We start from the raw sequence: 26,231 nt of genomic DNA, 5'->3' as shown, positions 1-26,231 counted from the left end.
GCACTAAAATCTCTGTAATGTTCCCGGCTAGAAGCGCTGGGCTATGCCCAATATTAACGCGCGCTCGTCTGCCATTCCGTCGCGCGCGACTGTGGCCAGCACGCCCAGCTGATAAAGTCGGCCTGGACCGCCATCGGCCAACAAGGAGAGTTGCGCGCGGTGGCCGGAGAAAGAGCGATAGCGCGTCGGGTCGGTGTCCATGGACCAGACCGAAAAGGTCTGAGCCATCACATCCAGGTGGGTGTTGACCGGGTAGACCGCCGTGAGGTCGAGCCGCACTTCGCCACGGTCCTCAAGGCTGCGCTGGCGCCAAGCCAGCTGGGCCTCGGCAAATCCCCGGCGGGACAATGAACGACCGGCCATCGCACGTATTTCAAGGTCGCCGCCACCTTGGCCAAGCCCGGCATTGCTGACATTTTCACCCGAGCTTTCGAACGTCGTGCCAAGTTGAATGGCGCTCGCCCAGGATCTGCGCTGGAACAGCCCGACCCGTACGCCCGCCTCATTGCCGCCCAGTGCGGACTGGGTGACTACGACCGTGTCCTGCTCGGCCTCGCTCCACACGTCACGCGTGACGGTCTGCCGCGCCAGGCGCCCATAGAGCGTGATGCGGTCGGTCAGACCCCACTCCGCGTAGAGCGCGATTTCCTGCTTCTTGAAAAGAGCCGGTCCATCCGCCGGGTCAAGCCCGTGCCACCCGGCGGTCAGGACGTAGATCTGGTCGCCGCGCTTCTGCGTCCAGGCGCCGGCTCGGGCGGGCACGGAGAGAAGCAATGCGAGCAAGGCGGCGACAATACCGGCTGCCGCAATTGTGGGCCATCGCGCCACGTCTCATCCCCGCCACCCTTTGCCTGAGACGCCATTGGGCAGCGCAAAGAGTGGCAAGTCCAGAAAATTTTCTCTCGAGACGCGAATTATTCGAAATTCACGGCACCTGGATCACGCATCGTAGCCGGGGCTCTGACGGTCAACGCGTCCGCGGATCGCCGCCCACCCGATCTCCTTGAACAGATCGTTGGTAAAGGCCTGCTCGCCTTGACCGTAGACGCGCTCCTGCATCTTGGTGTCCCACTCGATGAGGTCGTTTCCGCCCGACTGGGCCAGCGTCTGAACCTTGCAGGCGCGCTCCAGCAGATACATCCGGGTGTAGGCCGCGAACGGGTGATCCCCGCAGGTCAGGGTCCCGTGGTTGCGAAGGATGAGCAGATTCTTCTCGCCAAGATCGCCAACCAGGCGCTCCTTCTCCTCGGCTTCCAGAGCGATGCCTTCATAGCCATGGTAGGCCACATCCTTCATCACGTTCATGGCGAGCTGGGAGATCGGCAGGAGACCGCGCTTCTGGGCAGACACCGCCACGCCCTGGTCGGTATGCAGATGCATGACGACATGAACGTCGGGGCGCGCCGCATGGACAGCGGAGTGGATCGTGAAGCCGGCCGGGTTGATGCCGTAGCGACTAGGCGGGAGCACATTGCCCTCCTCATCGACCTTGACGAGGTTCGACGCCGTCACATCCTCGAACAACAGTCCGAACGGATTGAGCAGGAAATGCTCCGGCTCGCCGGGGATGCGCATCGAGATGTGCGTGAAGAACAGATCGTCCCAGCCATGCATGAAGGCAAGGCGGTAAAGCGCGGCCAGATCGCAGCGCGCCTTCCATTCCTGCTCAGAGACCTGTTCCTTGACAGAGATAGTGGCGTGATCGTCCATGATGCGTCTCCCTGTGACTGCGGTTCGTGAACCGCGTTCTTTATTTTCTCAAGGATCGCTCTCATGCGGCTTCAGGTCAATCGTGCCGGCAAGGCGCGGAGCCGGCAAACCTGCAGCGCGCAGGACGCACCTTGCACCGCAACAAGACTAAGGGTTCAATCCCCGCAAATTTGCTTCTTGTTTTCGGTCACTTGAGATTTCTCGCCATGAAACTCGCTTTCCATGCCAGCCGCCGGGACGATGCGCAGGCCGCGCGCGCCAGCCTCAGCAAACGTTATGGCGAGGTTGCGCGCGAGGACGCCGATGTCCTGGTCGCACTGGGTGGTGACGGGGTAATGCTCGATGCGCTCCACTCCGTCATGGGGAGTTCCACGCGCGTCTACGGCATCAATTACGGGTCGGTCGGCTTTTTGATGAACGAACCGAGCGATACCGACCTCATCGAGCGGCTGACGCACGCAACCCAGGCCGACATCCATCCGCTCAAAGCGGTGGGCGAGCGGGTCAATGGGGAGTGCTTTGAATCTCTCGCAATCAATGAAGTCTCCCTGCTGCGCGAAAAACGCCAGACGGCGAAGCTGAAGATTTCGATCGACGGTACGGTCCGCATGCCCGAGCTCTCCGCGGACGGCGTCCTGCTAGCCACGCCCGCCGGGTCGACTGCGTATAATTTCTCTGCTCACGGCCCCATCCTGCCGCTGGATTCACAGCTCCTGGCCCTGACCCCGATCAGCGCATTCCGCCCGCGCCGCTGGCGCGGCGCCCTCCTGCCTCACGATTCCACCGTGGAAATCGACGTCCTCGAACCGGACAAGCGGCCCGTGTCCGCTGTCGCGGACAACAAGGAGTTTCGCGAGACCTGTCACCTCTCGATCAGAGAATCCCGCGAGATCACGCTCCACATGCTGTTCGACGAGGGGCGCGCGCTGGAAGAACGGATTCTGGTCGAACAATTCTCGACCTGATCACCGGTTTAGCGTCACATTAAGCAAATCCGGGTATTCGGAATGGTGAAGAAACCAGTTCCGGGGGGATTGTCGTGGCCGGTGAGGTCGAAGCAGCCAACGCTTTTTCCAAGTTGCGCATCCTGATCGTGGATGACAATGCGGCGATGCGCGGTCTGGTCCGGACCGTACTGAGCGCCTTTGGATGCGAGTGGATTTTTGAGGCGGCTACCGCCCAGCACTGCCTCGCGACGCTACGCCAGGAGCCGATCGACCTGATCATCATGGACTGGAAGATGAGCCCTGTAGACGGTTTGACGCTGGTGCGCATGCTGCGCTCGCAGGAGAAGAGCCCTTGCCCCTTCGTCCCGATCATCATGCTGACAGCCTATACCGAGACATCCAAGGTACGCGAGGCGCGCGATGCCGGCGTGACGGAATTCATGGCGAAGCCCTTCGCCTCTGACAGCCTCTACCTGCGCATCCAGACGATCGTGAACCGTCCGCGATCCTTCGTGCGCACCAAAGAATTCTTCGGCCCTGACCGGCGCCGCCTCAAACCGAAAGACTATGAGGGGCCGGAGCGCCGTGAAGACGAATACCAGACCGCCTGATTGACCTTGCCGGGAGCAAATGCATGTCCAGCCGTGAAAAGCCGATCGAAATAATCACTCCGCCCAACATGCTCCGCGTGAAGGTCGGGGGCCGCCTGCCTGCCGCTGACCCGGAAGCCATCGCGCGTGCCGAGAAGGCGCTGGACCAGCTCAGCGGCGAGTTTGGCAACTGGCTGGGCCAGGAAGTCGACAAGCTGGAAGCCGCTCTGAAGGATGTGAAGACCCACGGCCTGGCCGGCGACCATGGCGATGCGCTGTTTACAGTCGCCCATGATCTTCGCGGACTGGGATCCACCTACGAGTTTCCACTGGTCACACGCATTGCCGCCTCTCTGGCCCGTCTGATCGAGACCCCGGAGAAGCGCAGCACGGTGCCGACGCCGCTGGCCGAAGCCCATGTTCATACGATCCGCGCGGCGCTCATTCAGAACATCCGCACAGACCAGGATCCCGTTGGCCGTCAGCTTGCCGAGGAACTGGAAACCCGTGTCGTTGCCCTCGTCGGCGAACCGACCTGAAACTTTGGAAATCTGACATAAAAAGAAGCCCGCGCTGCTCCCGGCGCGGGCTCCTTCTTGTGCGATCTGGAAACGAGATCAGGACGCCTTGAGAACCACGGGTTCGGCGGGAGCGGTCTCGATCAGCGCTTCGTCGGCCTCGAGACGGGCGAGGCAATAGTTGAGATCGGCCTCCGGTGCGCCCTGGAACTGGGTAAAGACACGCTCGGTCAGGATGCGCCTGAACCGGATCTGGTCGGCCGGGCCGCCATCGCCCAGCTCGATCGAGTGGTAGGCGGAAATCGCGGCGCGGATAGCCGGCAGGATGCGCGCAGGAAGACCGGTGCGCTGGAACACGGCATCGAGGCCCAGCGGGCCGGCATCGTGGATCAGCATCCAGGCCTTGGCGTGATCCACATTGGCCAGCTCTGCAACGGCATATTCGAAGAACGCCATGTGTCCGCGAAACAGGGCCCGCAGGATCAGCGAAGGCGTCAGCCGGCTGTTGAGCTGAAGCTGCTGCACGAAACGGCGCGGATCCGGCGAGAGACCGGCCTGGTCGACCAGATCGACCGTGGCCCGCTCACGCGCACCCTCGGCCAGCTCGACAGCAAGCTGCGGGGGCAAGGCGTGACGCGACACGAGACGCTCGATGGCCGCATCGGAGATTGCCGCGATAAGGCGCTCCGTCACTTCCAGCGGCAGGCGCGAGCGGTCGATGAAGCGTTCAAGAACCTCCGGCTCGGCGCTGAAACGCTCGAACGTGAGAGCATAAGAGCCGGCATCGAACCTGGCACCGTCATTGGCCGCCGCAGTTCCCACCGCCTCCGACACGCCATGGGTAACGATCTCGCGCACCACGTCCTTGGAGACGCTGATACGCTTCGCGACTGCCACCTGGCGGTTCGGTGCAGCATGGCGAATGATTTCGATGAGATCCTCGTCGCTGAGGACCGGAGAGCCCTCAATGACCGGAAGCGCAATTGAATCCAGGTCCGCAGCCAGCTTTCGCGCCACCGCCTCGGGCAGATGAGGGCAGCGCTGCAGGGTCACCGCAAGCGCGCGCCGGACCATTTCGGCGGCATCGTCGGCAAGCACGCCGAGGATCGCTTCTCCGGCAGTGCGGTCTGCATCGCTGAGGCCCTGCTCGGCAATGCGCGCGCAGAATTTGCGCGCCGCCATGGCGCGCGATTCCGGATCGTTCGTATCGGTTAGGCGCTGTACGTCTTCACGGGTCAGACGAGCACGAAGGCCGTGAACACTCATGGCAGACCTCAATCTCTTATTGTCGGCCGCAAGAATGCGCTAAGACTCGTTAACGAGGGATTTCAGCTGCGATCGGAGCGTGATCGCGGCGCATCGAGTGAGGCCAGAATCTCGATGACCCCCGGGGACAGAACCGCAACCGGACGTCCGGGCATGTGCGCGCTCGACGCGTGGAAACGGGCCGCAGAGCTCAGAGCCTCGCGATCGGGGGCCGGTCCGGAGACCAGGGTCTCCGGAGGCACGACAGCCGCCCCGCCCTGCCCGGTCAGCGAGGACAGCACCTCGCTCACGCTGCGCGCCCGGCCATTGTCATAGAAAATCGGCCGGTTGGCCCGGGCCGCGGCAGGAAACAGTTCGTCGGCCCGACCTGCAGGCTGCGACTCCGCAGCCTGGATCAGGCGCGCCGCATTGCCAGCGCCGAGGAAATGGGCGGCATAAAGTTCGCCGCCCGTCGGTTCCCGGCCCGTCGCTTGCTGCAGGATGGCTCCGTTTTCTGCCGCCAGTTCTCCCGCCATCAGGCTGGAAAACCCGGCATCGAAGCGCAGATCGAGGATTTCCTGACGAGCCTGGGGGTTGGCGACCGTAAACCGGCCGTCCGAATTCTGAGTGATCTGGCTCGCCAGATCGCCCTGACCATGCTGCTCGCCATGGCGTGACATCATGGCAAACCAGGTCTGCTCGATGAACTGGAACATGCCCGCCGCGCTCGATGTGCGCGCCTGGGCGTTGGGATCGAAATTGCTCTCTCGCGCAGCCGTCTGAAGCAGATAGTCGAAATCGGCGCCCGTTGCATCGGCGGCCGATTGCAAGAGCTGGGACGGAGACACCAGACGGGCAGAAACAGCTTCAACCACGAAGCGCTCCTTCACAAAGCGGCATACAAGAATCGACTCGCACTCTCTCAGAGCCGTCATAAGAGTTGGTTAACCGTTATCTCCGCCGGGCGCGAGCGGTCGCAACGTTGCCGACCAGTCCGGCAACGCGCCCTCCAGCACCGCTCCGGCCAGCGCCTCGCCAATCGCCGGAGCCAGCAACACGCCATTGCGATACCCGCCCGTTGCGATGAAGACGTGCCTCATCTGTGTGGCGCCCAGAACCGGGAGGCCGGTGCCGACACGCGGGCGCACGCCCGACCAGCGTTCGACGACCGGCCGGTCTTTCAGCGCCGGAAGAACGCGACAGGCCGCATCGGCAAGCCTGGCGATCGCTTCGTCATCCGTTCCCGGCGTATCGACGCCGGGCTCGCTGGTAGCGCCCGCGATCAGCCGCCCCCCCGGTTTGGCGGCCAGATAGATCGACAGGCCGCGGACGATACGCCGCGGGGCCTCGGCACGGGGCAGGTCGAATGCGATCATCTGGCCTTTTACCGGTGTCGGGCGGGGCAAGGTCTGCGAGAGCCCCTGCGGCAATCTCGCCCCGGTCGCGACAATGACCGCGTCGAAACGTTCGCGGCCGCGCCGCGTTTCCACCCAGCTTCCGTCCGCGTCGCTGTCCACGGCGATCACGGGAGTATCCTGGTGTAGGACGCCGCCACGCGTCAGGGCGATCGCACGCAGGGCCTGCCCGAGCGCCCGGTTGTCGACCTGCCCGTCCGACGGAAACTCCAGGGCCTCCAGGGGCGGTGCCAGCGCGGGCTCGCTCGACCTGACAGCCTCGCCGGTCAGGGCCTTCACCTCGATCCCGGCGGCCTGCGCGCGAGCCGCCGCCGCTTTGAGCCGGTTCACATCGTCCGGGGTATAGGCCGGCGTGATCGAGCCGGCACGCTCGTAACCGATGGATTGGGCGGTCTCCCGCTCGATGCGGGCCGCATAGTCGTCCCAGAGCGAAAGCGCACGGAAGGCAATGCCGGAAAAAGCTGCAATTTCCGTCGCTTCGAAGGCAGACTCAAAGCCGGCTGCGAGCATTCCGCCCGACGCGGCGAGTGCGCCCTGCCCCGCCGGTCCGCTGGAGAACAGGGTGATATGAGCGCCGCGGCGGCTCAACGCCTCGGCGCAGGCCAGCCCCGATGCGCCCGCGCCGGCAATTGCGATACGAAACGGGCGCGAATGCGTTATGATACTCTCCGACATCGGGTCCGGTCCAAGTCAGGATTGTTGCGACCGGCCTCCGAGATAGCGCGAACACGAGGACGATCACCATGCCCAAGCCCATCCTCTTCGCAGCCGCAAGCCTTGCGGCAGCCTGCGTGATTGCAGGCCCTGCATCCGCTCAGGACTCCGAATGCGTGTCTCTGCGCAACATCAACGGCTACACCGTGATCGATGACCGGCACGTGGTTCTCAACAGCGGAGCCTCGCGCCACTATCTGATCACCACGCGCACGCGCTGCTCGGGCCTCTCCTTCGGCGCGCAGATCGCCACCTCCTTCGGGGACAATGCGCGCATCTGCCCGCCCGTGGCGGAGTACATCATCCCGTCTGATGGCTGGCGGTGCGCCATCGATACCGTGGAAGAGGTCGAAAGTCAGGAGCAGGCCGAAGCCCTGGTCGCAGAGCGCGCCGGCGGACAGGACTAACCCGCCCCCGATCCGTGCGCCCGGCCTTTGGAAGGCGCAGCCTGCGCAACATTTTCCTCGCCTTCACCGCCCGGCGCCCGGTCGAGAGCCATCCGGCAATCGGCCAGGAAACGTTCGCCTTGATCGGCGTCGCGCGTCACCCAGGCGCGCGCAAGCGTGTGCGTGTAGAACCCCCGCAACGTGCCGCGCCAGGTCTCCTCGGGATCTTCGATCGAGGAGCCGGCACAGGCTGACAAGGCCTCCTCGTACACATCCGAAAGATAGCTCAGCATGTCGCTGGCATCTTCAAGGCGATAGCGGCGCTGATCGCTTCGCGCGTCGCAGACCCGGCGCTCGCCTTCCCGCAGGGCGGCCAGGTGATACCGGTTCAGGCCGACACCGGCATTGTCTTCGCGCAATTGCTGGCCGTCCGGCACATGATGGCCAAGCTGGGCGCTCAGACGCATCCCCAGTTGCAGCTCCTGCTTGAGACGTGAGATTTGCGTCCGGCTGGCCTGAAGGCGGGTCTGGTCGCGCAGGCGTTTTCCCGCGCGTTCCAGAACACGCCATAACAACATGCGCGTGGCTTCGTCGGTGATGGTATGACGTGCGCAAATCCGGTCGAGTTCAGCCTCCTCGTAGATCTGGACGTCGTCGAGGATGGTGAATTGGGCACCCTCCTGAGTGGTGAGCCGGGCCACGGCAGTCTCCGTAAAACTGAGTCGCAATCGGCCAAGTTTAGTAACTCATTAACCACACCGTCGAGCCTATCTGCAGCATTTGGCGCGATATCTGTGGAAAGCCTGTGAACAGGCGGGGAAATCGGAACCGGGTCTGCGACGCCCTCAGGCTTAGACCCAAGCACGTCAAGCTCGCGCCCTGCCTTCACCGGATTCCGTAACATGCTGTTAAATATAGACAATCTTTTCCCGGATGGGCTCCTGCTGCGTCTGACCCGTCACACGGGGACATAGTGACCGGTCTCGTCGCGTGCGACACCGAAGACCTCGCGTACGATATCCGGCGACAGCGCAGTGTTCGGGCGCGCATCGGCCCTGACCTGTCCGCGGTCCAGGACGACGACGCGGTCGGCCCAGCGCCGCGCGGATTCCAGATCGTGGATAGCCGCCAGTACGCCGCGTCCCCGGTCAGCCTCCCGCCGCAACGTTCTGAGCGCCTCGTACTGGTGTTTGAGATCCAGCGCGGAGGCGGGCTCGTCGGCCACCAGGAGCGGCGCCGGATTGACGATCAGACGGGCGAGATGGATACGCGCCGCCTCGCCGCCGGAGAGTCCGGCCATGTCGCGGCCGACCAGATGAGCGGCATCGACTTCGGCCAGTGCTGAATCCACGCTGGCCCTGCCCCCCTCGTTCAGGCGCCGATAGGGCGCGCCGTTCCAGGCAAAACGTCCCAGCGCGACCACGTCGCGTACGTCGAGCCGCCAGCTGATCGGACGCGATTGCGGCAGATAGCTGGCCATCCGTCCGCGGATTCGCGGCGCGATAGTCTCAACACGACTTCCACCCAGCTCCGCGTGACCTTCATTCGGCTCGATGAGGCCGAGGAGTACCTTCAGGAAGGTCGACTTGCCTGCTCCGTTCGGACCGACCAGCGCCACGAACTCGCCCGCCTCGATCGAGAAGTCGACTCCGTCTAGCGCCAGTGTCGTTCCAAGCCGCGTGGAAACCAGGTGCAGTGCCGCGATACTCATCGTCCGATACTCCGGCTGCGTGCCGCGATCCAGATGAAGACCGGCGCCCCGACCAGGGCCGCGGCAACACCCAGCTTCAGCTCCTGTGCAAAAGGCATCACGCGCAGGCCCGTATCGGCCAGCACCAGCAGCAACCCGGCCAGAAGCGCGCTGGGCGCGACCAGATCGGCGGGATCATGACGGACCAGCGGCCGCACCAGGTGCGGCGCAACGATGCCCACGAAGCCGATCGTTCCTGCCACCGCGACAGCGGCGCCGGTCAGCAAGGCGCTCGACGCTATGACCAGAAGGCGTGTACGGCCAAGATCCGCGCCCAGCGTGACCGCCGTATCCTCTCCCAGAGCGAGCGCTCTCAGCCCCGGCAGCGCGAACACTGCCAGCCCCGCGCCGGCAATCCAGAAGGGCGCGGCGAAGGCGATATCGGCGTACGACCGGTTGGCGACGGAACCCAGAAGCCAGGTCACCATGTCCGAGAGCGAAAACGGGTTCGCAGACAGGTTCATGGCGAGCGCCGTCAACGCGCCGGCAAAACTCGACAATCCCACACCCACCAGAATGAGCTGCACCGCCGAAAGGCGTGCCGCCCCGGCCAGATAGAGGACGATGATGGCGAGACCGGCAAAGCCGACGGCGAACACCGGCACCACGAAGGCGCTGATGAGAGCCAGATTGAAGTAGATTGCGATGACGGCGCCCAGCGCAGCGGATGCACTCACGCCGAGCACACCGGGATCGGCCAGCGGATTGCGGAGCAGACCTTGAAGCAGGGCGCCGGACGCGCCCAGCGCTGCCCCGACAAGAAATGCCGTGAGCACCCGGGGCAGGCGGATTTCCCTGACAATGATGGCAACCGGATCCTCGCCGGACGCGAAAAACCCGGTGAGCGTTTCGCCAAGACTCAGCGGTGCGGAGCCGGCCAGGCAAGAGACGGCGATCGCAGCAAGGCTCAGCACAAGCAGGCCCGTAAGGACTACACGCCGAGGCAGACCGTCGGCACTCATGGGCGTTCCTCCAGGACACGATCGGCGCGGCGCCGCGCCTGCAGCGCGACATCCGCCATGAACCAGGCGCCACAGGACAGAAAAGCGCCGTCCAGGTGGATGGTCGGGGTCTCGGCGAGCTGCTCTCTGAGAGCAGGATGGTTGGTCGGCGACCAGTGGTCCACACGGTTCATGGGCATATCGAAGAACCCCGTTACGATCAGTTCCGGCGGCGCGAGGACCAGCCGCTCGAGCGGCAGGTCGCGCCAGCCGCTCGCACCTCCGCGCGCGGCGACATTCTCGAACCCCGCCGCGACCAGAATCTCGTGCACCAGGGTCCCGGCTCCGCTCGTGACCCCGCCGGGAGTCACATAGAGCACGGCCGGGCGGTCCTCGGTGGTTTGCTCGCCCGCCGCCAGCAGCGCCGCATCCATCTGCGCAATCAGCGCCGCGCCACGCTCGGGTTGACCGAGCGCCTGCGCCGTCGCGGTGACGGTCTGCCGGATATCGTCGAACGACTGAGCAAATCCGAGATCGTGCACCGGAATGCCCAGACGCTCGTAGAAGGTACGCGCCCGGGTTCCACCGCCAAAACTGCGTACAACAAGGTCCGGCTCCAGCGCGATCACATCCTCGGCCGCCTCGCGAATGCGCGGCTTGCCGGCTGCGTGCGACCGCATGGCGCTGTAGGCATCGTCCGGCCCGGTGGAGATTCCCAGAATCTGGTCGTCATCGGCGAGGGCAAGAACGTATTGATCGGCGCAATAGTCGAGCGACACCACGCGCGGGCGGGCGGGCTCGCTCCCCTGGGACGGGCCGGCAAGGGCGGCGGCGCCAAGCGCCGCCGCCAGTAGGGTTCTCAACCGTATCAACGTGTCAGCCTGACGCCGACATAGCCCGAGAGCCCCGGCGTGCCATATCCGAAGACCTGCTGATATTGCTCATCGGTCAGGTTCTCTCCGCGGACATAGAGCTGCATCCGGTCGGTGAGATCATAGCGAGCGGAGGCATCCAGCCGCGTCCAGGCGTCCACCGGGCCCAGACTGTCCTGTTCCTCGCCATTATGACGCACGCTCAGCGCACCGCCCCAGCGTCCCCCATCATAGGCGAGCTCGCCATATGCGGAATGCTCCGGCAGGCGGATCAGCCCGCCGCCCTGCCCGTCCTCGGCCTCGATATAGGTATAATTGCCCGCCAGCGACCAGGCCTCGGTAATCGCAAATCGGGCCGCAAGCTCCACACCCTTTGTGTCGACCCGGGCGATGTTCTCGTAGCCGCCGACCGCGAAAGAGAAGCCGATCTGGTTTTCGACCGTCTGGTCGAAATAGGTCGCCTCGACCGCGGCGCGTCCCCCGGCCAGCGTGTATTCCACGCCGACATCGAAGCCTTCGCTCGTCTCGGCACGCAGGTCCGCGTTCGGCTCTGTCGCCCCGCAGCAGACATAGGTGGTCTGGAACAGGGTCGGCGCCTTGAAGCCCGTCCCGGCAGTGCCGCGCAGGCGAACCTGATCGGTCAGCTGCCAGGATACGGCAAACTTGCCGGTCGTCTCCGCGCCGAAGCGATCGGCCTCGTCGTGGCGGACCCCGCCTGTCAGAACCAGACCATCCAGAGGCTGCAGCTCAAGCAGCACGAAGACGCCATCGATCGTGGAGGAGTCCCCGCCCGCCGAGCTGTCCTCGCGTTCGGCCCCGAAAGCCAGGCGATGATCCTCGGTCAGGTTCCAGGTCCCCTGATACCGGTAGACCTGGCGCTCCCCCTGCGACCCGAAAGACGAAACGCCATTGGTAAAGCTCTCGCGGTCGATGTCGGCCGCGGCGACCTGGATCATGGTCTCGAGCGCGCCGGAGAAGGCGGTATTGGTGAAGGTCAGCGCGCCGGAGAGCTGCGTCGTCTTGCTCACCTCATCTCCGTCCTGGGTCCCGGTCACGGCCCCGTAGGAGTCGAACTCGGTCTCCGAGTCGACATAGCGCACCGTTGCGGCAAGCTCGCCGAAGCCCAGCTCGTAGCGTCCGCGGCCCGCCAGGGTCACGGCGTCATAGCCATCGTCTTCGGTATTGCCATCGGCCTCGTCGGCCTTGGAGATGCCGTCGCTCGACACCGCGCTCGCCCCCAGACGGAAATCGCCCTGCTCGAAGCCACCCTCTATGGCAGCACCGCCGCGCACCGTGCCGAAGCTACCCGCCTCGGCAAAACCGGTCACACCGAGGCCGGGCGCAGCACGCTTGGTCACGATGTTGACCACGCCGCCAATGGCATCGGTCCCCCACAGGGTCGATTGCGCCCCGCGAAGCAGTTCGATGCGCTCGATCTGCGCGGTGTCGAGGCTGGCAAAGTCATAGCCCCCGCCCGGCGAGGTCGGGTCGTTGACCGGCACTGAATCGATCAGCACCAGGGTCTGCTCGCTGGCAGCCCCGCGGATACGCACCGTGGCGGCCCCGCCGAATGCGCCGTTCTGGTTGACCGTCACACCCGGCGCCGTCGCGATCGCGTCCAGAGCGAAGGCGGTGCGTTCGAGTTCCGCCTCGCCGATCACCGCGACGGCAGTCCCGGTTTCAGAGGCCGGTGTGTCGAGCCTCGTCCCCGTCACGATGATGGTGTCGCTCGTGTCGAGCGTCTGGGAGTAGGCCGGCGTCGCGAAAACCGCACTCAATAGAGCGGTATAGAAAACAGACTTCATAATGGGTCGTCCCCGTGGAGGCCGCGAAGGAGCGGTTCGCGACCACGAAACAGACACGCGCACACCGCCGGAAACCCGGCGGGCGCCCTCGCGCTCTCGCGTCGCTGCACACGGAAAGTCCCGCGCGCCACCCTTGGAGTTTTCCCGCTCCCGGTGGTGCGACCTGACGGCAGGTCTCCTGGCTCACAGGTCGTGGCCGCTAACACCGCCTTCCCGGAATCGATCGATTCCAGTGGCGCTGTGGTGCGCGGCTCGCTGCTGACAGTTGCGGGTACAGCCCCGGTTTTAAGAGCCAAAAGGCTCTTTTCCGGCGTTCCCTCTTAGCCCGCTCGCACGGGACCGTCAGCGCGCTTAGTAGGGCGGGGAGCATTGGCCGGTCAAGCCATCGGTTTGAAAGGTTTCACAATCCGCGTCCGCGTTCGCCCCTGGCAGAGCGCCGGGCGCGCCCCGTCAGTCGGCGTGGACGGCCAGGATCGGAACGCGCGCGGCGCGGATCGCAGGAACAAGCCCGCCCAGAAACCCGATGACCAGCGCCATGACGATGCCGGCAATGATCGCGCTGGGTGTCACGGCAAAAGAGAAGACGATCTGGGTAAAACTGCCCCCGAGCGTCGATGCGCTGACCCCGTTGAACAGGAGATAGACCGCCGCCGCGCCAACCAGTCCGCCAATCGCTGAAAGCATGAGCGCTTCGGCCATCGTGCCGACGAAGGCGGGAAAGCCGGAAAATCCGATCGCACGCAGGGTTGCGATCTCGCGGGTTCGCCGGTCGACCGAGGAGTAGAGCGTATTCCAGGCCCCCGCAAAGGCCCCTATCGCCATGGCGATGGAGAGCGGCCAGCCAAGATACATGATGAGATCGGAGGTCGCGCCTGCCTGGCTCGCGTAATAGGCCTGCTCGGCCTGGACATCCAGGTTGAGCCGCGGCTCGTTCTCAGCATAGGCCCGCACCCGCTCGATCGCATCCGGGTTTTCGAGTCTGGCTCGCACGGTCTGCACGCCGCTGCCGCGATTATATAAATTCTGGATCACACCAAGATCGGCCCATATCTCGGAATCGAACACGGTGCCACCCGTCGAGAAGACGCCGACGATCTGCCAGTTATTGTTACCGAGCCGAATCTCTTCGCCCATCTCGAAACCGGAGAATTCGCGCTGCACGCTGCGGCCCACCACAAGGTCATTTGAGCCCGGCGCAAACATGCGCCCCTCCACCAGCTCGAAATTCTGGCGCAGCAACGCAGCGTCCTCGCCCACGCCGCGCAGCGGGATATTGGCGTCTGTGCCGGAGGACCGCTTGGTTCCGTCGACAATGACGTAAAGCTCGGCCGAGGCGATCGCCTCGCCGCCGGAGTCACGCGCCAGCCCCGGCGCCTCCTCGATCAGACGGACCTCGTCGCGCGACAGGCCGCTATTGAGTTCGGCCTGGGCGCCGGACCGCAGAAAGATCGCGACGTCCTGCGAGCCGGTTCCCTGCACCGTTGCGCGGAACCCGTTCGCCATCGCGGAGAATCCGAGAAGGACGCCGACGACCAGCGCGACTGAAATGATCGTGGCGATCGACATGCCCGGGCGTTGCGGGATGGATTTCAGATTGATCAGGGTGACGGCAAGACTCTGGCGGAACATGGCGGTCACAACTTTCCGAGTGCGGTCGATATCTGCACGTTCATCGCGCGCATGGCCGGTAACAGACCCGTGAGCAGGGCCAAGCCTACCATCAGAGCCAGCGCAATGAGTGCGATGTCGAGCGAGATGCCGAGCCCAGGAATGAAACCGGCCAGAGACTCTGCAGCCAGACTGACCAGGGTCCAGGCGAGCCCGAGTCCGATCAGCCCGCCGAGCAGGCTGAGCAGGAATACCTCCCCGAGGGTCATCGCGAAGATCGACGGCGCGGTGAAGCCGAGGGTCTTCATCACCGCGATCTCCTTGGTCCGCTCGTCGACGGCGAGCACCATGGTTGTGCCCACGATCATGAGAATGGTCGCGAACGCCGCGCCGATCACCGAGGTCAGGATCAGACCGATATTGCCGATCTGCTCCAGGAAGGCCTGCGTGAAGGCAGCCTCGGTTGTGGTCTCGGTCTCTGCAGGTGAGTTGGCGAACAGCGCGTCGATTGCCTGGGAGACTTCGGCGTTCAGGGCCGGATCGGTTGTGCTCACGATCAGCCAGCCCAGCTGGTCCCGATTGAAGGCCAGGGTCTCGTTGAAATAGTCGTAGTGGAAAATCGCATAATTCGTCGGTACCGCGTCATCGTCGGCGTCGAAGATCGCGCAGATCGTGAAGTCCCAGGCCGAACTGCCGTCCTGTTGCTGCCAGATGTTGCTGAGCAACGGAATCCGGTCGCCGAGGCTCCAGCCATACTGATTGGCCAATGCCCGGCCCGCCGCAAGACAGGTCCGGTCAGTCAGAAAGGCTTCGCGCTGCTCGGGCGGGAGGGTCAGTTCATCATAGGCAATCAGATACGTCTCCGGATCGACGGCAAACGTCTGCACGAAATTCTGCGGTTCCTGGTAATAGCCGCCAAACCAGCTGGCATGGCTGACATTACGCACGCCCTCGACCTGGGCGACCCGGGCCTGATAGGCCAGCGGCATGGTGACCGTGAAATTGATCTTGTTCACCGTCACGAGCCGGTCTGCGGCAGCCACCTCGACCCCGGAATTGAACGCCTTGTAGAAAGCGCCGAGCGCTCCGAAGATGAAGAAGGCGATGGCGATAGACAGGATCAGCAGGATCGCGCGCACCTTCTTGCGGAAGAGCGATTTGCGAACCAGCGTGGCGCGGTTCATGCCAGCGCCTCCCGCTCAACGAAGCGGCCCTTGTCGAGATGGAGCTCTTTCTTCGCGAAGCTCGCCGCTGCAGGGTCGTGCGTCACCATGACAATGGTCTTGCCAAGCTCGGTGTTGAGCAGTTGAAGGGTTTCCAGCACCGAGTTGGCCGACTCCCGGTCCAGATCGCCTGTCGGTTCGTCGCACATGAGCACCGCAGGATCGGCGACGATGGCACGCGCGATCGCCACGCGCTGTTGCTGACCGCCGGAGAGCTGGCGCGGCTTGTGCCCGGCCCGATCCGCGATCCCCACGATATCAAGCGCCGTCTCAGCCCGGCGCCGGCGCTCCTTGCCGCTCATCTTGAGAAGGAGAAGCGGCAACTCGACATTCTCGATGGCGGTAAGAGTCGGCATCAGATTGTAGAACTGGAAAATGAAGCCGACATTGTGCGCGCGCCAGGTGGCCAGCTTGCCCTGGCCAAGATTATCGATGCGCTGGCCCTTGAACGCGATCTCGCCCGCGCTCGGACGATCGATCCCGCCGAGCAGGTTGAGAATGGTCGTCTTGCCCGAGCCGGACGGCCCCATGATGGCGATAAATTCGCCCCGGCCGATCTGCATGGTCAGATCGGTGAAAATGTCGACCCGTTCTTTCCCGCGCGTATACGACTTCGATACGTGGTCGAGCTGGTAGAGCGTGTCTTGACGTAAATCCTCGGTCATCTGCCGACCAACCCCCTTGCCTGACCTGTACTCTTGTCAGAACCTTAGCTCAGCTGGTTCGGGCCTGTATATTGCTTACTCGCCATTTTCGATAAAAGTGACCCGGGCGGCCATATCGGGCAGAAGGCGCGGATCGAGTTCAAGAAATCTGACGCGCACCTGGATCGTCGCCCGGCTCCGATCGGCCGTCGGTATGATCGCCTCGACCACCGCGGGAACATCCCAGTCCGGGTAGGCGTCCAGCACGGCCTCGACCGGCTGACCGGGACGAATGCGCTGGATCTGGCCTTCGTTGACGTCGATTTCGAGTTCAAGCGATCCCATGTCCACGAGGGTGGCGACACCCGTCCGGGTGAACCCGCCTCCGGCCGAAACCGGTGAAAGAATCTCGCCCACTTGCGCATTCTTCGCGATGACGACACCCGCGAACGGCGCGCGCACCACGTGGCGCTCGACCAGGTCGCGCTGGTTGGCCACCCGCACGTCGGCGGCGGCGGCATCCGCCTGGGACGCGGAGAGCTGAGCGGAGAGGCTGTCGACCTGGGCCTGAGCGGCCGTGGCCGCGGCGACGGGACCGAAACCGCGCTCCTGCAGACGCCGGGCGCGGTCGGACACCGTACGCGCCTCGGCGAGCTGGGCTTGCAGCGCGTCCACGCGCAGGTGCGCCGCACGGGCCTGGGTCTCCAGCAGTTCCAGATCGAGCCGCGCCCGGTCATCGTCGAGACGTGCCAGCACCTCGCCCGCCTCGACGCGCGCGCCCTCCTCGATCAGAACGTCACGGATGCGCCCTGTGATCTCGGCCGACACCGTGGCCTGACGGCGTGCGACGACATAGCCTGACGCCACCAGCCCGCGCGACCGCGGTGCCGATGCTGCCGCCACGGGGGGCGCGGTTGTACCCGATGCATCCGCCGGGGCGTCTGTGCGCACCTCGCCCTGCGGTGCCTCGGGAGACAGAAGCCATCCCGCAGCCAGGCCGAGTCCGGCCGCAACCAGCGCGAGGACCAGCACCGCCACAACCGGCACTCCACCGCCGCGCTGCTCCTCCCCGCTCCGATCAATGCTGAGAGACTGAAGCTTATCGACCCGATCCTGCATGTGCCCGCCCCGGTTGTCCCGACCCGCATTTAGCACGGACCGCATCGCCAAGCCATCTCGCGATCGCCGGCGGCGAGGCGAATTGAGCGAGCCGGACTCACGCCCGTCCGAAGGAGACGCGCGGTTCGGAATGCCCGGTTCCGAACACCAGCTAAAGTCTTGAAAGAAAAATGGTACCGCCTTCTGGAATCGAACCAGAGACCTCTAGATCCACAATCTAGCGCTCTAACCAACTGAGCTAAGGCGGCACACGCCTCGCGGGGACGCATTTGATCCCGTCAGCGAGGCGGCGGAAACTATCGCCGGGCGCTGCGCGGCGCAAGAGGGTCACCCCGCCCTCTTGCACTCGCGCCACCGGATCGCAAGCTAGATGTAATTCTGCTCGGCGAGGTACTGGCGCAACGCCGCGATCCGGGTCGCATCGGACGGGTGCGTCGAGGCAAATTCCGGCGTGGCATTGCGGCCGGCGCTCTGGGCCGCCTTGCTTTCCCAGAAACGCAGGGCCTGACGCGGATCATAGCCGGCGCGCGCCATGTACTCGACGCCGAGACGGTCCGCTTCCAGCTCGTGGCGCCGCGAATAGGGCAGGATGACGCCGAAGGTCACCCCGGCGCCCAGAATTGCAGCCCATTGCGCGGTATTCTCCACATCGCCCGCATCGAGCGCGACCGAGGCCAGGCCCAGACCGATGCCTGCAGCCTGTTGCTGGGACGCGCGCTCTGCCGCGTGGCGCCCGGCAAGGTGGGCCGCCTCATGCCCCATCACCGTGGCGATCTGGTCGTCATTTTCCATGGTTTCCAGGATGCCGCGATAGAAGGCGACCTTGCCGCCTGGCAGGACCCACGCGTTTTCCTGATCGGAATCGAACACCACATATTCCCACGGATAGTTCAGACCGGAGGCACGCGTTACGCGCGCGCCCACGCGCTCGACGCGCGCGTTAAGCTGGGGATCGCGGCTAATGCGTTCGCGCTGGAGCGATTGCTGCCAGGCCTGTGCAGACAACTGCGCGATCTGCTCCTCCGAAACCAGCATCAGCTGGCTGCGGCCCAGCGCCGTGTTCTCTGCGCAGCCCGCGGCGAAGGCGACGACGCTTCCGGTCGCCAGTCCGCGCACCAGCTGGCGGCGGCTCATGCTAACGACGTTTTCCATGCTCAGACCCTCATCTGGTTTTGCCTCGGCCCCCAAAAACACGCACCGGCATCAAATCGCCGGCTCGCCATTAAACGGCCATCAGGCTAATCCTAGCCTTGTTGGCGGCGCGCCGGAACCATATTCACGTCCGGTCGTTGCCGCGCTGATATTTGACCTAACGCGTTCGAGGAAACAGAGATGCGCCGGCTTGTGATTATCGTTCTGGTTCTGATCGCATTGGTGATCGCAGCGGCGGCGATTCTTCCCGCCATCGTCCCGGCGGACACCTGGCGGGGACGGCTCGAAACCGCGGCAAGCAACGCACTGGGACGCGAGGTCTCGATAGACGGCGATATTTCCTTCGCGCTGCTGCCCCGCATCCAGGCGCGGGCCGAAAACGTCACCATCGCCAACCCGGCCGGCTTTGGTGACGCAGCCTTCGCCGAAATGGGCGAGATGCGCTTTGCGCTGGCCCTCCTGCCCCTGATCCAGCGCGATTTCGTGATCGAGGAATTTGTCCTCGTCGAACCGGTCATCCGGCTCGAAGAGCGTCAGGGCCGCAATAACTGGACGTTCTCGAGCGCCGGGGCTGAGGCAGAACCCGCGAATGCGGGTGGATTCCGCCAGCCGGGCGCTCTGCCGATCGAGGCCAGTCTGGGCGATGTCAGGATTGTGGACGGCACGCTGATCTATCTCGGCGAGGCTGGCGATTACCGGCTCGACGCGGTCAATCTCGCCATCGCCCTTCCCGGCGTCGACGAGGCCTTCACCCTCACCGGACAGGTCAGCCTGGAGGGCCAAAGACTTGATCTGGACGCCGAGCTTGGCTCGCTGCGAGGCTTCTTCGAAGGCGCGCGCGTCCCTGCCACCGTCTCCGTACGCGGCCCGGCAGGTGACATATCTTTCGATGGCGAAATTCTCGAAAGCACCGACCTGGAGTTCCAAGGCGAGGCCGATGTCGATCTCTCGCTGCCGCAATTCGCGGCGCTCTTTGGCAGCGAGCTGGCCGAAGGCGACGTTTTCCAGACATTTTCCGCCAACGGCCAGCTTCGCGGAGCGCCGGGCGAGGTCGTGTTCACGGGCGCAAACCTCGCGCTGGATGCCATCGCCGCGAACGGCGATCTGCGCTTTGCCTACGACCGCCCGACCCCTCTGCTGGATGCCATGCTCACGATCCCCGTGCTCGACCTCAATCCTTACCTGCCCGAGGCAGAAGCCGACCAGAGCCCGGCCGGCGCGCCGACAGAATGGAGCGATGCGCCGCTCGACCTGTCCGTCCTCTCTCTTTTCGATGCCGAGCTGGACGCCGAAGTTGGCGAGCTGCGCTTCAATGATGTTGTGGTGACCGATGCCCAGCTTGACGCCACGCTCTCGGACGGCCGCCTGTCGGCCACCTTGCCCGGCTTCGGGCTTTATGGCGGCCGGGGCTCGGCCAGCCTGGTCGCGAACAGCCGCAGCACCGTCCCGTCCTACAGCTTCCAGGGACGGCTCGAGACGCTGCAGGCGCAACCCTTCCTGGACGCGGCAGCCGGCTTTGACCGCCTGCGCGGGATCGGCACCCTCACGCTGGACGTGACGGGTAGCGGTGAAAGCCCCGCCGCCATCATGAACGGGTTGCAGGGGCAAGGTCAGTTCGATTTTGCCGAAGGCGCCATCGTGGGCGTCAACCTGGCCCGCGTTATTCGCGGCGTGCTCACCGCCGTGGAGAACCGCGAGCTGCCGCAAGGCTTTGGCGACACGGAAGAGACCGACTTTTCGGCACTTCGCGGCAGCTTTGCCATCCGAGACGGCGTGGTGCTCAACCAGGATCTGACCATGCTGAGCCCGCTTCTGCGCGTCGGCGGCCAGGGGGAGATCGACCTCGGCGGGCTGAATCTGGACTACCGGCTGACTCCGCGCGCCGTCGCCAGCCTCACGGGTCAGGGGGGAGAAGCGGAGCTGGAGGGCATCCAGGTCCCCGTCATCATCTCCGGCAGCTTCTCCGATCCGCGCGTGACGCTGGATTTTGCCGCGATCGCCCGCGGGCTGGTCGAGGCGCGAGCCCGCGGTGAACTTGGCGACCTCGGCGACCTGTTGGATCTGGACCGTGTCCGCGAGAATGGCGCCGCGGGTCTTCTCGACATCCTGACCGGGGCGGGCTCAGCCGGCGCCGGCGCCGCCGGCCCCGACGAATCCGCCTCCGGCGAAGTCGGGACCGAGACCGCAGAACCGGCCGAGGAACCGACTGACCGCGAGCGGGCGGAAAGCCTGATCCGCGGTTTCCTGGGCGCTGCCCGCGACAATCAATCGGACACCGAAACCGAGACGGCCGAGGAGAACCCGAACCGGTAATGGCTTGATCGCGCGCAGGCGCAGCTGTTTACTTGCCCCCACGAAACACGGTTGGCGCAATGACGCCGGCTTCATACACGGGGGAGAGAGATGATCCGACTGACCGCAAGCCTTCTCGCGAGCACGCTGGCAGGGTTGGCACTGTCAGCTCCCGCATCGGCTCAGGATACTCCCTCCGATCCCCGGATGAGCCATGCAGGCGGTGATCGCATCAGCGGAATGCCGTTCGCCACGCGCTCGCCAGTGCTGGCGCGCAACGGCGCAGCGGCAACGGCCCATCCGCTGGCCACCCAGGTCGCGATCGAAATTCTCAAATCGGGCGGAAGCGCGGTAGACGCAGCTATTGCCGCGAACGCGGCTCTCGGCCTGATGGAGCCGGTCGGCAACGGCGTCGGCGGAGACCTGTTCGCCATCGTCTACGACCCGGCTACGCAACAGGTCTACGGGCTGAACGCGGCCGGTCCCTCGCCCCGAAGCCTGAGCTACGAGCAGATGCTCGAAGAAGTGGGAGGCCCGGACGGCAGCATCCCGCCGCTCGGCGTCCTTCCCGTCTCGGTGCCGGGCACGGTGGATGGCTGGTTTGCCATGCACGAGCGCTTTGGCAATCTACCGATGGAGGACATCCTCGCTCCGGCTATAGGCTACGCCGAGGACGGTTTTCCGGTGACCCAGCTGATCGCCTATTACTGGAACCGGAACATGTCCATCTTCGCCGAGCGCTTCGAAGCCGGGGAAATCCAGGAATTCGACAACGCGCGCATGACCTACCTGAACGAGCAGGGGGAAGCGCCGGCCGAAGGCGAGATTTTCACCAACCCCGACCTCGCCAACACGTTGCGCCGGATTGCCGAAGGCGGACGCGACGCTTTCTACGAAGGCGAAATTGCCGAAACCATCGACGCGTATATGGAACGGATCGGCGGTTATCTCTCCGCGGAAGACCTTGCCGACTTCTCTTCGGAATGGATCGAACCGGTCAGCGTCAACTATCGCGGCTATGACGTCTGGGAATTGCCGCCGCCGGGCCAAGGCATCGCCGCGTTGCAAATGCTCCAGATCCTCGAACCCTACGATCTGGCCGGCATGGGCTTCATGAGCGCGGATGCGCTCCACGTGATGATCGAAGCCAAACGGCTGGCGTTCGAGGACCGGGCCCGGTTCTACGCCGATCCTGATTTCGCCGATATTCCGGTCGAAACGCTCATTTCGGAGGCCTATGCGGACGAACGCCGGTCTCTGATCTCCCCGGACACCGCACGCGAAAGCGTTCCACACGGAGACCCTGCCGCCATCGAGCATGGCGACACGACCTATCTTACGGTGGCCGATTCCAGCGGGATGATGGTCTCCCTCATCCAGTCGAATTTTCGCGGCATGGGCTCGGGTCTCGTGCCTGACGGTCTCGGCTTCATGTTGCAGGATCGCGGCGAGCTGTTCAGCCTCGATCCCGACCACCCCAATGTGTACGCGCCCGGCAAGCGCCCCTTCCACACCATCATTCCCGCCATGGTCACACGCGATGGCCAGGCGTGGATGAGCTTCGGCGTCATGGGCGGCGCCATGCAGCCGCAGGGCCATGTCCAGATCCTGACCAACATGATCGATTTCGGCCTGAACGTACAGGATGCCGGCGATGCGGCGCGCTGGCGCCATCAGGGCTCTACTCAGCCCACCGACCCGGTCACTGAAGAAGGCGGGCTCGGTGTCGTCGCGGTCGAGAGCGGTATTTCCGAAGAGGTGCGCGAGGCATTGCGCGCCCGCGGACACGTGATCGAGGACGGCGATGGAGGATTCGGCGGATATCAGGCCATCATGCGTGACCCCGAAACCGGCGTTTACGCCGCGGCCTCGGAAAGCCGCAAGGATGGCTCGGCCATGGGCTACTAGACCAACCGGATACCGGTGAGCCACGCCGGCGGGCACGTCCTTTGTGAACGCAAGTTCAAGACTGGCTTCATCGCCGGTTCAGCCCGGCCCGGTCATCGTAGTCGCATTAGTCAGGACAGGAGAATACCCATGTTTTTACGCAGCTCAGCCTTCGCTGTTCTTGCTGGCCTCGCCGGCCTCTCCGGCCTGAGCGCTCCAGCCGAAGCCCAGCGCGGGGGTCGCGGCGGGGCCATCATTCTTTACGAGCACGCCAATTTCCAGGGGCGGTCGGCGCGGATCGATGGCGACGCGCCCAATCTGGACTGGATGAACTTCAACGACATGGCCAGCTCCATCCGTCTGGAGGGCGGACGCTGGGAGGTCTGCGTGCATGCCGATTACGGCGGCAGCTGCCACGTGGTCACCGAAGACCTGCCCAACATGGCCAACTGGGCGTTCAACGATCAGATCAGTTCGGTCCGCTCGGTCCAGTTCAGGGGTCCGGGAAGTGATGCGGGCATCACGCTTTACGCGGGCACTGACTATGCCGGGCGCAATGTCACGGTGACCGACGGCACGCCGAACCTCACACGCATGGGCTTCAACGATCAGGCGCGGTCCATCCAGGTACACTCGGGCGTCTGGACCGTTTGCGTGGACGACGATTACGAGGGCGGATGCCGCACGATCGACCGCAGCGTCAGCAACCTGTCCCGCCTCGGGCTGGATCGCCGCATCACCTCTGTGCGCTCGGGCCGTCACGAGGAACCGGGTTATCCCGGCGGGCCCGGTCACGGGGGCGAGATCGATGGCGAGGTGCGCGGCGTGAGCACCGTCTTCTTCCCCACCCCGCGCATCCGGGGCCTCGAAGTGGCGGCCTGCTCCTATGGCCAGAGCTATCGGTGCGGTGACGAAGCGGCCAACCAGCTTTGCCGCATCGCCGGCCATCGCACCGCGGTCCATTTCGAGGTTGCCCGCGCGCGCGGCGGAGAGGCCTGGTATCTCGATGACCGCAGGCCGGGACGCGCCAACGAGGTGCTGACCGACGTCTTGTGCACACGCTAAGTGCTCGATAGCGCAGGCCCTCTCGCAATGAGAGGGCCTTTCGTTATATAGAGGTCGCCTCTGAGAGCAGACTGGAGCTTACCCGCCCATGCCCGTGAACGATCCTGTCGTCGCCGAACAGACTCCGGCCGCAGACCACACGATCGACCAATGCTGGGATCGTTACTCCGAAGAGGAGCATGGCGTCTGGAACACGCTCTATGATCGCCAGATGAAGGTGCTCAAGGGCCGCGCCGCGCCCGAGCACTTCAAGGGGCTGGAACTGCTCAATCTGAACGATGGCGGCATCCCCGATTTCCGCAAGGTGAACGAGAAGCTCTACGCGCTCACCGGCTGGCAGGTCGTGACCGTTCACGGCCTGATCCCGAACGACGTGTTCTTCAACCATCTGGCCAACCGGCGTTTCGTCTCCGGCCGCTTCATCCGCGACGCGGACAAGCTGGACTACCTGCCCGAGCCGGACATCTTTCACGATGTCTTTGGCCACGTGCCCCTTCTCACCCTGCCCGCCTTTGCCGACTACATGCAGGCTTACGGCCAGGGCGGAGAGAAGGCGATGAAGGTCGACATGATCGAGAACCTGACCCGCCTGTACTGGTACACGGTCGAATTCGGGCTCATCAACACGCCGGAAGGCCGACGCATCTACGGGGCTGGCATCGTGTCGTCCCAGTCGGAAAGCCGCTTCTGCCTCGAAGGGCGCTCGCCCAACCGGATTCATTTCGACCTCGAGCGCATCATGCGCACCGACTATCGCTACGACGATTTCCAGCAGACCTATTTCGTGATCGATTCTTATGAGGAACTCATGGAATCGACCGCCAATGTCGATTTCGGCCCGATCTACGAACGCCTGAAGGGCTTGCCCGACTACAAGGCGAGCGAAGTCCTGCCCAGCGACAAGGTCTATCACGAGGGCACGCAGGAATACGCGAAGGCTGGCGGGCTCGAGAAGAAGGCCGAGTGGGTCTGACCCGCCTCCGCTTTCGCGGCCGCCCTGCCTACGCCCGCTGGAACGGGTAGAAGTCGCTGCCCAGCTTCATGATCTGCGTGAGGGCGTCGAGCGCGCCCTGCGCCTCGTCGACCAGGTCCGGGTCGGCCAGATCGCCCGGAGCCAGCTCCTCGCGATAGTGCGCAACGGCCCAAGCTGTCAGCTCTTCGTACAAGCCATCGCTGAACATCGCGCCCGGATTGACCGCCGCGCGCTCGCCCTCGCTCAGCACAACGCGCAGGCGCAGGCAGGCCGGCCCGCCTCCATTGCGCATGGACTGGCGCACATCGGCATAGTCCACCCGACCGATCGGGCCATTGCCGGCGACCAGTTTTTCGCAATAGGCGCGCGTGGACCCGGTTTCCTCGGTCTCCTTGGGCGCCAGGACAACCATGCGGTCCTCGCCCGGCCAGGTCAGGAGCTGGGAGTTGAACAGGTAGGACCTGATCGCGTCCTCCAGCGGAACCTCGCTCGCAGTCACTTCCACGAAGACCGGCTCGAACAGCCCGTCCGCGGCCTTGCGGATATCCTCGTAGACCGTTGCCTGGTCCTCAAAGGCCTGCGCATGCAGGAAGAGCACCGTCTCGTTGCCCACGCACACCACATCATTGTGGAAGGCGCCCGCCTCGATGGCCGTGCGCGACTGGCGCGCAATCACCGTGCGGGCCGGATCCAGACCGTGCCGGCGCGCGATCGCCTCAACCGATTGCCTGGTCTGGCGGGCGGGATATTTCGCCTGCCAGCTTTCATGCGCATCGCGTCCGAAAACCAGAAGCTCCACGCCGGGCTCGCCATGCCTTGCACAGAGCCGCACATGATTGGCCGCGCCCTCGTCGGCGAAATCGGACTGGTAGGGCAGCGTATCGTGAACGGCGAAGCATCCCGAGTCGGGAAAAATGCGGTCCAGCGCGCGCCGCGTCTGCGGGCCTTCGATCGAGCGATGCAGCGCCGTCATCAGATTGGCCGGCGTGAAATGGACACGCCCGTCGCGCGTGTCGGCGCTTGGGGAGACCATGGCCGCATTGGCCGCCCACATGGACGAAGCCGACATCATGTTGCGCGCCAGGACCGGATCGCTCTTGAAGGCGCTCTCCCACACCTGCCGGTCGCTGCCGGTGAAGCCGACCTCGCGCAGCCCGGCAATGAAGGGACGGTCGTGCGGCGGCAGGAAGCCCTGGACCAGGCCCGCGTCATGCAGGCGTTTTGCCTTCGCCAGTCCTTCGAGCACGCCGGCGCGCGGGCTGGAGACCGCGCCCTTGTTCGTCGCACTCGCCAGATTGCCCGGCGCGAGCCCCCCGTAATTGTGCGTCGGGCCGACCAGGCCGTCGAAATTGGCTTCCACCGTCGCGCTCATCGC

General features: G+C 64.7%; 24 protein-coding genes, 1 tRNA gene and 1 riboswitch. Of the genes, 8 read left to right on the top strand and 17 right to left on the bottom strand.

Features of this window, described 5'->3' with window-relative positions; translation table 11 throughout:
- Positions 1-27: 27 nt before the first annotated feature.
- Together E5162_RS03120 and E5162_RS03115 are read right to left on the bottom strand one after the other, a co-directional pair.
- Complete coding sequence (locus E5162_RS03120) at positions 28-828, bottom strand: hypothetical protein (protein WP_135943475.1); 801 nt, start codon at positions 826-828, stop codon at positions 28-30.
- A gap of 111 nt (positions 829-939) precedes the next feature.
- Positions 940-1,710, bottom strand: coding sequence for a class II aldolase/adducin family protein (locus tag E5162_RS03115; protein WP_135943474.1), 771 nt, complete (start codon positions 1,708-1,710; stop codon positions 940-942).
- A gap of 206 nt (positions 1,711-1,916) precedes the next feature.
- Between E5162_RS03115 and E5162_RS03110 the strand changes: the two genes are divergently transcribed.
- The 3 genes from E5162_RS03110 (at position 1,917) to E5162_RS03100 (ending at position 3,786) form a co-directional block, all read left to right on the top strand.
- The gene (locus tag E5162_RS03110; RefSeq protein WP_135943473.1) at positions 1,917-2,675 is read left to right on the top strand and encodes an NAD kinase; all 759 of its coding nucleotides are present in this window, start codon (positions 1,917-1,919) and stop codon (positions 2,673-2,675) included.
- Positions 2,676-2,749: 74 nt separating this feature from the next.
- Entirely contained in the window at positions 2,750-3,268 is a 519-nt protein-coding gene (locus E5162_RS03105) for a response regulator (RefSeq protein WP_233342135.1), read from the top strand.
- A gap of 23 nt (positions 3,269-3,291) precedes the next feature.
- Positions 3,292-3,786: an Hpt domain-containing protein gene (locus E5162_RS03100; protein ID WP_135943472.1), complete on the top strand. Its 495-nt coding sequence runs from the start codon at positions 3,292-3,294 to the stop codon at positions 3,784-3,786.
- 78 nt (positions 3,787-3,864) lie between these two features.
- Here the strand turns inward: E5162_RS03100 and spbR are convergent, their stop codons facing one another.
- The 3 genes from spbR to E5162_RS03085 form a co-directional block, all read right to left on the bottom strand.
- Positions 3,865-5,031: a SpbR family protein gene (spbR, locus tag E5162_RS03095; RefSeq protein WP_135943471.1), complete on the bottom strand. Its 1,167-nt coding sequence runs from the start codon at positions 5,029-5,031 to the stop codon at positions 3,865-3,867.
- Positions 5,032-5,093: 62 nt separating this feature from the next.
- On the bottom strand, positions 5,094-5,885 hold the full coding sequence (locus tag E5162_RS03090; RefSeq protein ID WP_233342134.1) for a transglycosylase SLT domain-containing protein: 792 nt from the start codon (positions 5,883-5,885) through the stop codon (positions 5,094-5,096).
- A 69-nt stretch (positions 5,886-5,954) separates the two neighbouring features.
- Complete coding sequence (locus E5162_RS03085) at positions 5,955-7,100, bottom strand: NAD(P)/FAD-dependent oxidoreductase (RefSeq protein WP_135943469.1); 1,146 nt, start codon at positions 7,098-7,100, stop codon at positions 5,955-5,957.
- A gap of 68 nt (positions 7,101-7,168) precedes the next feature.
- On the opposite strand from E5162_RS03085, the gene E5162_RS03080 reads away from it, so the two are divergent.
- Entirely contained in the window at positions 7,169-7,546 is a 378-nt protein-coding gene (locus E5162_RS03080) for a DUF6491 family protein (protein WP_135943468.1), read from the top strand.
- Here E5162_RS03080 and E5162_RS03075 read toward each other — a convergent pair.
- From E5162_RS03075 to E5162_RS03025, 11 genes are all read right to left on the bottom strand, one after another.
- Positions 7,543-8,226: a hypothetical protein gene (locus E5162_RS03075; protein ID WP_135943467.1), complete on the bottom strand. Its 684-nt coding sequence runs from the start codon at positions 8,224-8,226 to the stop codon at positions 7,543-7,545. The genes E5162_RS03080 and E5162_RS03075 overlap by 4 nt on opposite strands.
- 257 nt (positions 8,227-8,483) lie before the next feature.
- Positions 8,484-9,236 carry an ABC transporter ATP-binding protein gene (locus E5162_RS03070; protein ID WP_135943466.1) on the bottom strand — a complete coding sequence of 251 codons (753 nt, stop codon included), beginning with the start codon at positions 9,234-9,236 and terminating at the stop codon, positions 8,484-8,486.
- Positions 9,233-10,237: a FecCD family ABC transporter permease gene (locus tag E5162_RS03065; RefSeq protein ID WP_135943465.1), complete on the bottom strand. Its 1,005-nt coding sequence runs from the start codon at positions 10,235-10,237 to the stop codon at positions 9,233-9,235. The genes E5162_RS03070 and E5162_RS03065 overlap by 4 nt, the downstream gene beginning before the upstream one ends.
- The gene (locus E5162_RS03060; RefSeq protein WP_158291181.1) at positions 10,234-11,079 is read right to left on the bottom strand and encodes an ABC transporter substrate-binding protein; all 846 of its coding nucleotides are present in this window, start codon (positions 11,077-11,079) and stop codon (positions 10,234-10,236) included. The genes E5162_RS03065 and E5162_RS03060 overlap by 4 nt, the downstream gene beginning before the upstream one ends.
- Before the next feature lie 5 nt (positions 11,080-11,084).
- The gene (locus E5162_RS03055; protein ID WP_135943463.1) at positions 11,085-12,893 is read right to left on the bottom strand and encodes a TonB-dependent receptor plug domain-containing protein; all 1,809 of its coding nucleotides are present in this window, start codon (positions 12,891-12,893) and stop codon (positions 11,085-11,087) included.
- A gap of 151 nt (positions 12,894-13,044) precedes the next feature.
- A riboswitch (cobalamin riboswitch) is annotated at positions 13,045-13,252 on the bottom strand.
- A gap of 91 nt (positions 13,253-13,343) precedes the next feature.
- Positions 13,344-14,522: an ABC transporter permease gene (locus E5162_RS03050; protein ID WP_135943462.1), complete on the bottom strand. Its 1,179-nt coding sequence runs from the start codon at positions 14,520-14,522 to the stop codon at positions 13,344-13,346.
- A 5-nt stretch (positions 14,523-14,527) separates the two neighbouring features.
- Entirely contained in the window at positions 14,528-15,685 is a 1,158-nt protein-coding gene (locus E5162_RS03045) for an ABC transporter permease (RefSeq protein ID WP_135943461.1), read from the bottom strand.
- Positions 15,682-16,389 carry an ABC transporter ATP-binding protein gene (locus E5162_RS03040; RefSeq protein WP_135943460.1) on the bottom strand — a complete coding sequence of 236 codons (708 nt, stop codon included), beginning with the start codon at positions 16,387-16,389 and terminating at the stop codon, positions 15,682-15,684. The genes E5162_RS03045 and E5162_RS03040 overlap by 4 nt, the downstream gene beginning before the upstream one ends.
- A gap of 75 nt (positions 16,390-16,464) precedes the next feature.
- Positions 16,465-17,487, bottom strand: coding sequence for an efflux RND transporter periplasmic adaptor subunit (locus E5162_RS03035; RefSeq protein ID WP_135943459.1), 1,023 nt, complete (start codon positions 17,485-17,487; stop codon positions 16,465-16,467).
- 171 nt (positions 17,488-17,658) lie between these two features.
- Positions 17,659-17,735: transfer RNA gene (locus E5162_RS03030), tRNA-His, on the bottom strand.
- 118 nt (positions 17,736-17,853) lie between these two features.
- Positions 17,854-18,621, bottom strand: coding sequence for a M48 family metallopeptidase (locus E5162_RS03025; protein WP_135943458.1), 768 nt, complete (start codon positions 18,619-18,621; stop codon positions 17,854-17,856).
- 198 nt (positions 18,622-18,819) lie between these two features.
- Between E5162_RS03025 and E5162_RS03020 the strand changes: the two genes are divergently transcribed.
- From E5162_RS03020 to phhA, 4 genes are all read left to right on the top strand, one after another.
- The gene (locus E5162_RS03020) at positions 18,820-20,952 is read left to right on the top strand and encodes an AsmA family protein (protein ID WP_135943457.1); all 2,133 of its coding nucleotides are present in this window, start codon (positions 18,820-18,822) and stop codon (positions 20,950-20,952) included.
- Between the two features lie 90 nt (positions 20,953-21,042).
- A complete protein-coding gene (gene ggt, locus E5162_RS03015; RefSeq protein WP_135943456.1) occupies positions 21,043-22,839 on the top strand; it encodes a gamma-glutamyltransferase in 1,797 nt (598 codons plus the stop codon).
- Between the two features lie 129 nt (positions 22,840-22,968).
- Complete coding sequence (locus tag E5162_RS03010) at positions 22,969-23,883, top strand: beta/gamma crystallin-related protein (protein WP_135943455.1); 915 nt, start codon at positions 22,969-22,971, stop codon at positions 23,881-23,883.
- 88 nt (positions 23,884-23,971) lie between these two features.
- Positions 23,972-24,856: a phenylalanine 4-monooxygenase gene (phhA, locus tag E5162_RS03005; RefSeq protein WP_135943454.1), complete on the top strand. Its 885-nt coding sequence runs from the start codon at positions 23,972-23,974 to the stop codon at positions 24,854-24,856.
- Between the two features lie 28 nt (positions 24,857-24,884).
- Here the strand turns inward: phhA and astB are convergent, their stop codons facing one another.
- Positions 24,885-26,228 (bottom strand): N-succinylarginine dihydrolase, encoded by a 1,344-nt coding sequence (gene astB, locus E5162_RS03000; protein ID WP_135943453.1) that lies wholly within the window; start codon positions 26,226-26,228, stop codon positions 24,885-24,887.
- Positions 26,229-26,231: the final 3 nt, after the last annotated feature.

The organism is Marinicauda pacifica (genome assembly GCF_004793635.1).
Taxonomy (GTDB): domain Bacteria; phylum Pseudomonadota; class Alphaproteobacteria; order Caulobacterales; family Maricaulaceae; genus Marinicauda; species Marinicauda pacifica.
Note: the sequence above shows the minus strand (reverse complement) of the source record. Positions and strands in the feature narration are given on the sequence as shown.

Coding starts and splice junctions, on each gene's coding strand:
- E5162_RS03115 (WP_135943474.1), bottom strand. CDS start 1,710: ATGGACGATCACGCCACTATCTCTGTCAAGGAACAGGTCTCTGAGCAG.
- E5162_RS03110 (WP_135943473.1), top strand. CDS start 1,917: ATGAAACTCGCTTTCCATGCCAGCCGCCGGGACGATGCGCAGGCCGCG.
- E5162_RS03100 (WP_135943472.1), top strand. CDS start 3,292: ATGTCCAGCCGTGAAAAGCCGATCGAAATAATCACTCCGCCCAACATG.
- spbR (WP_135943471.1), bottom strand. CDS start 5,031: ATGAGTGTTCACGGCCTTCGTGCTCGTCTGACCCGTGAAGACGTACAG.
- E5162_RS03085 (WP_135943469.1), bottom strand. CDS start 7,100: ATGTCGGAGAGTATCATAACGCATTCGCGCCCGTTTCGTATCGCAATT.
- E5162_RS03080 (WP_135943468.1), top strand. CDS start 7,169: ATGCCCAAGCCCATCCTCTTCGCAGCCGCAAGCCTTGCGGCAGCCTGC.
- E5162_RS03070 (WP_135943466.1), bottom strand. CDS start 9,236: ATGAGTATCGCGGCACTGCACCTGGTTTCCACGCGGCTTGGAACGACA.
- E5162_RS03065 (WP_135943465.1), bottom strand. CDS start 10,237: ATGAGTGCCGACGGTCTGCCTCGGCGTGTAGTCCTTACGGGCCTGCTT.
- E5162_RS03055 (WP_135943463.1), bottom strand. CDS start 12,893: ATGAAGTCTGTTTTCTATACCGCTCTATTGAGTGCGGTTTTCGCGACG.
- E5162_RS03050 (WP_135943462.1), bottom strand. CDS start 14,522: ATGTTCCGCCAGAGTCTTGCCGTCACCCTGATCAATCTGAAATCCATC.
- E5162_RS03045 (WP_135943461.1), bottom strand. CDS start 15,685: ATGAACCGCGCCACGCTGGTTCGCAAATCGCTCTTCCGCAAGAAGGTG.
- E5162_RS03040 (WP_135943460.1), bottom strand. CDS start 16,389: ATGACCGAGGATTTACGTCAAGACACGCTCTACCAGCTCGACCACGTA.
- E5162_RS03035 (WP_135943459.1), bottom strand. CDS start 17,487: ATGCAGGATCGGGTCGATAAGCTTCAGTCTCTCAGCATTGATCGGAGC.
- E5162_RS03025 (WP_135943458.1), bottom strand. CDS start 18,621: ATGAGCCGCCGCCAGCTGGTGCGCGGACTGGCGACCGGAAGCGTCGTC.
- E5162_RS03020 (WP_135943457.1), top strand. CDS start 18,820: ATGCGCCGGCTTGTGATTATCGTTCTGGTTCTGATCGCATTGGTGATC.
- ggt (WP_135943456.1), top strand. CDS start 21,043: ATGATCCGACTGACCGCAAGCCTTCTCGCGAGCACGCTGGCAGGGTTG.
- E5162_RS03010 (WP_135943455.1), top strand. CDS start 22,969: ATGTTTTTACGCAGCTCAGCCTTCGCTGTTCTTGCTGGCCTCGCCGGC.
- phhA (WP_135943454.1), top strand. CDS start 23,972: ATGCCCGTGAACGATCCTGTCGTCGCCGAACAGACTCCGGCCGCAGAC.
- astB (WP_135943453.1), bottom strand. CDS start 26,228: ATGAGCGCGACGGTGGAAGCCAATTTCGACGGCCTGGTCGGCCCGACG.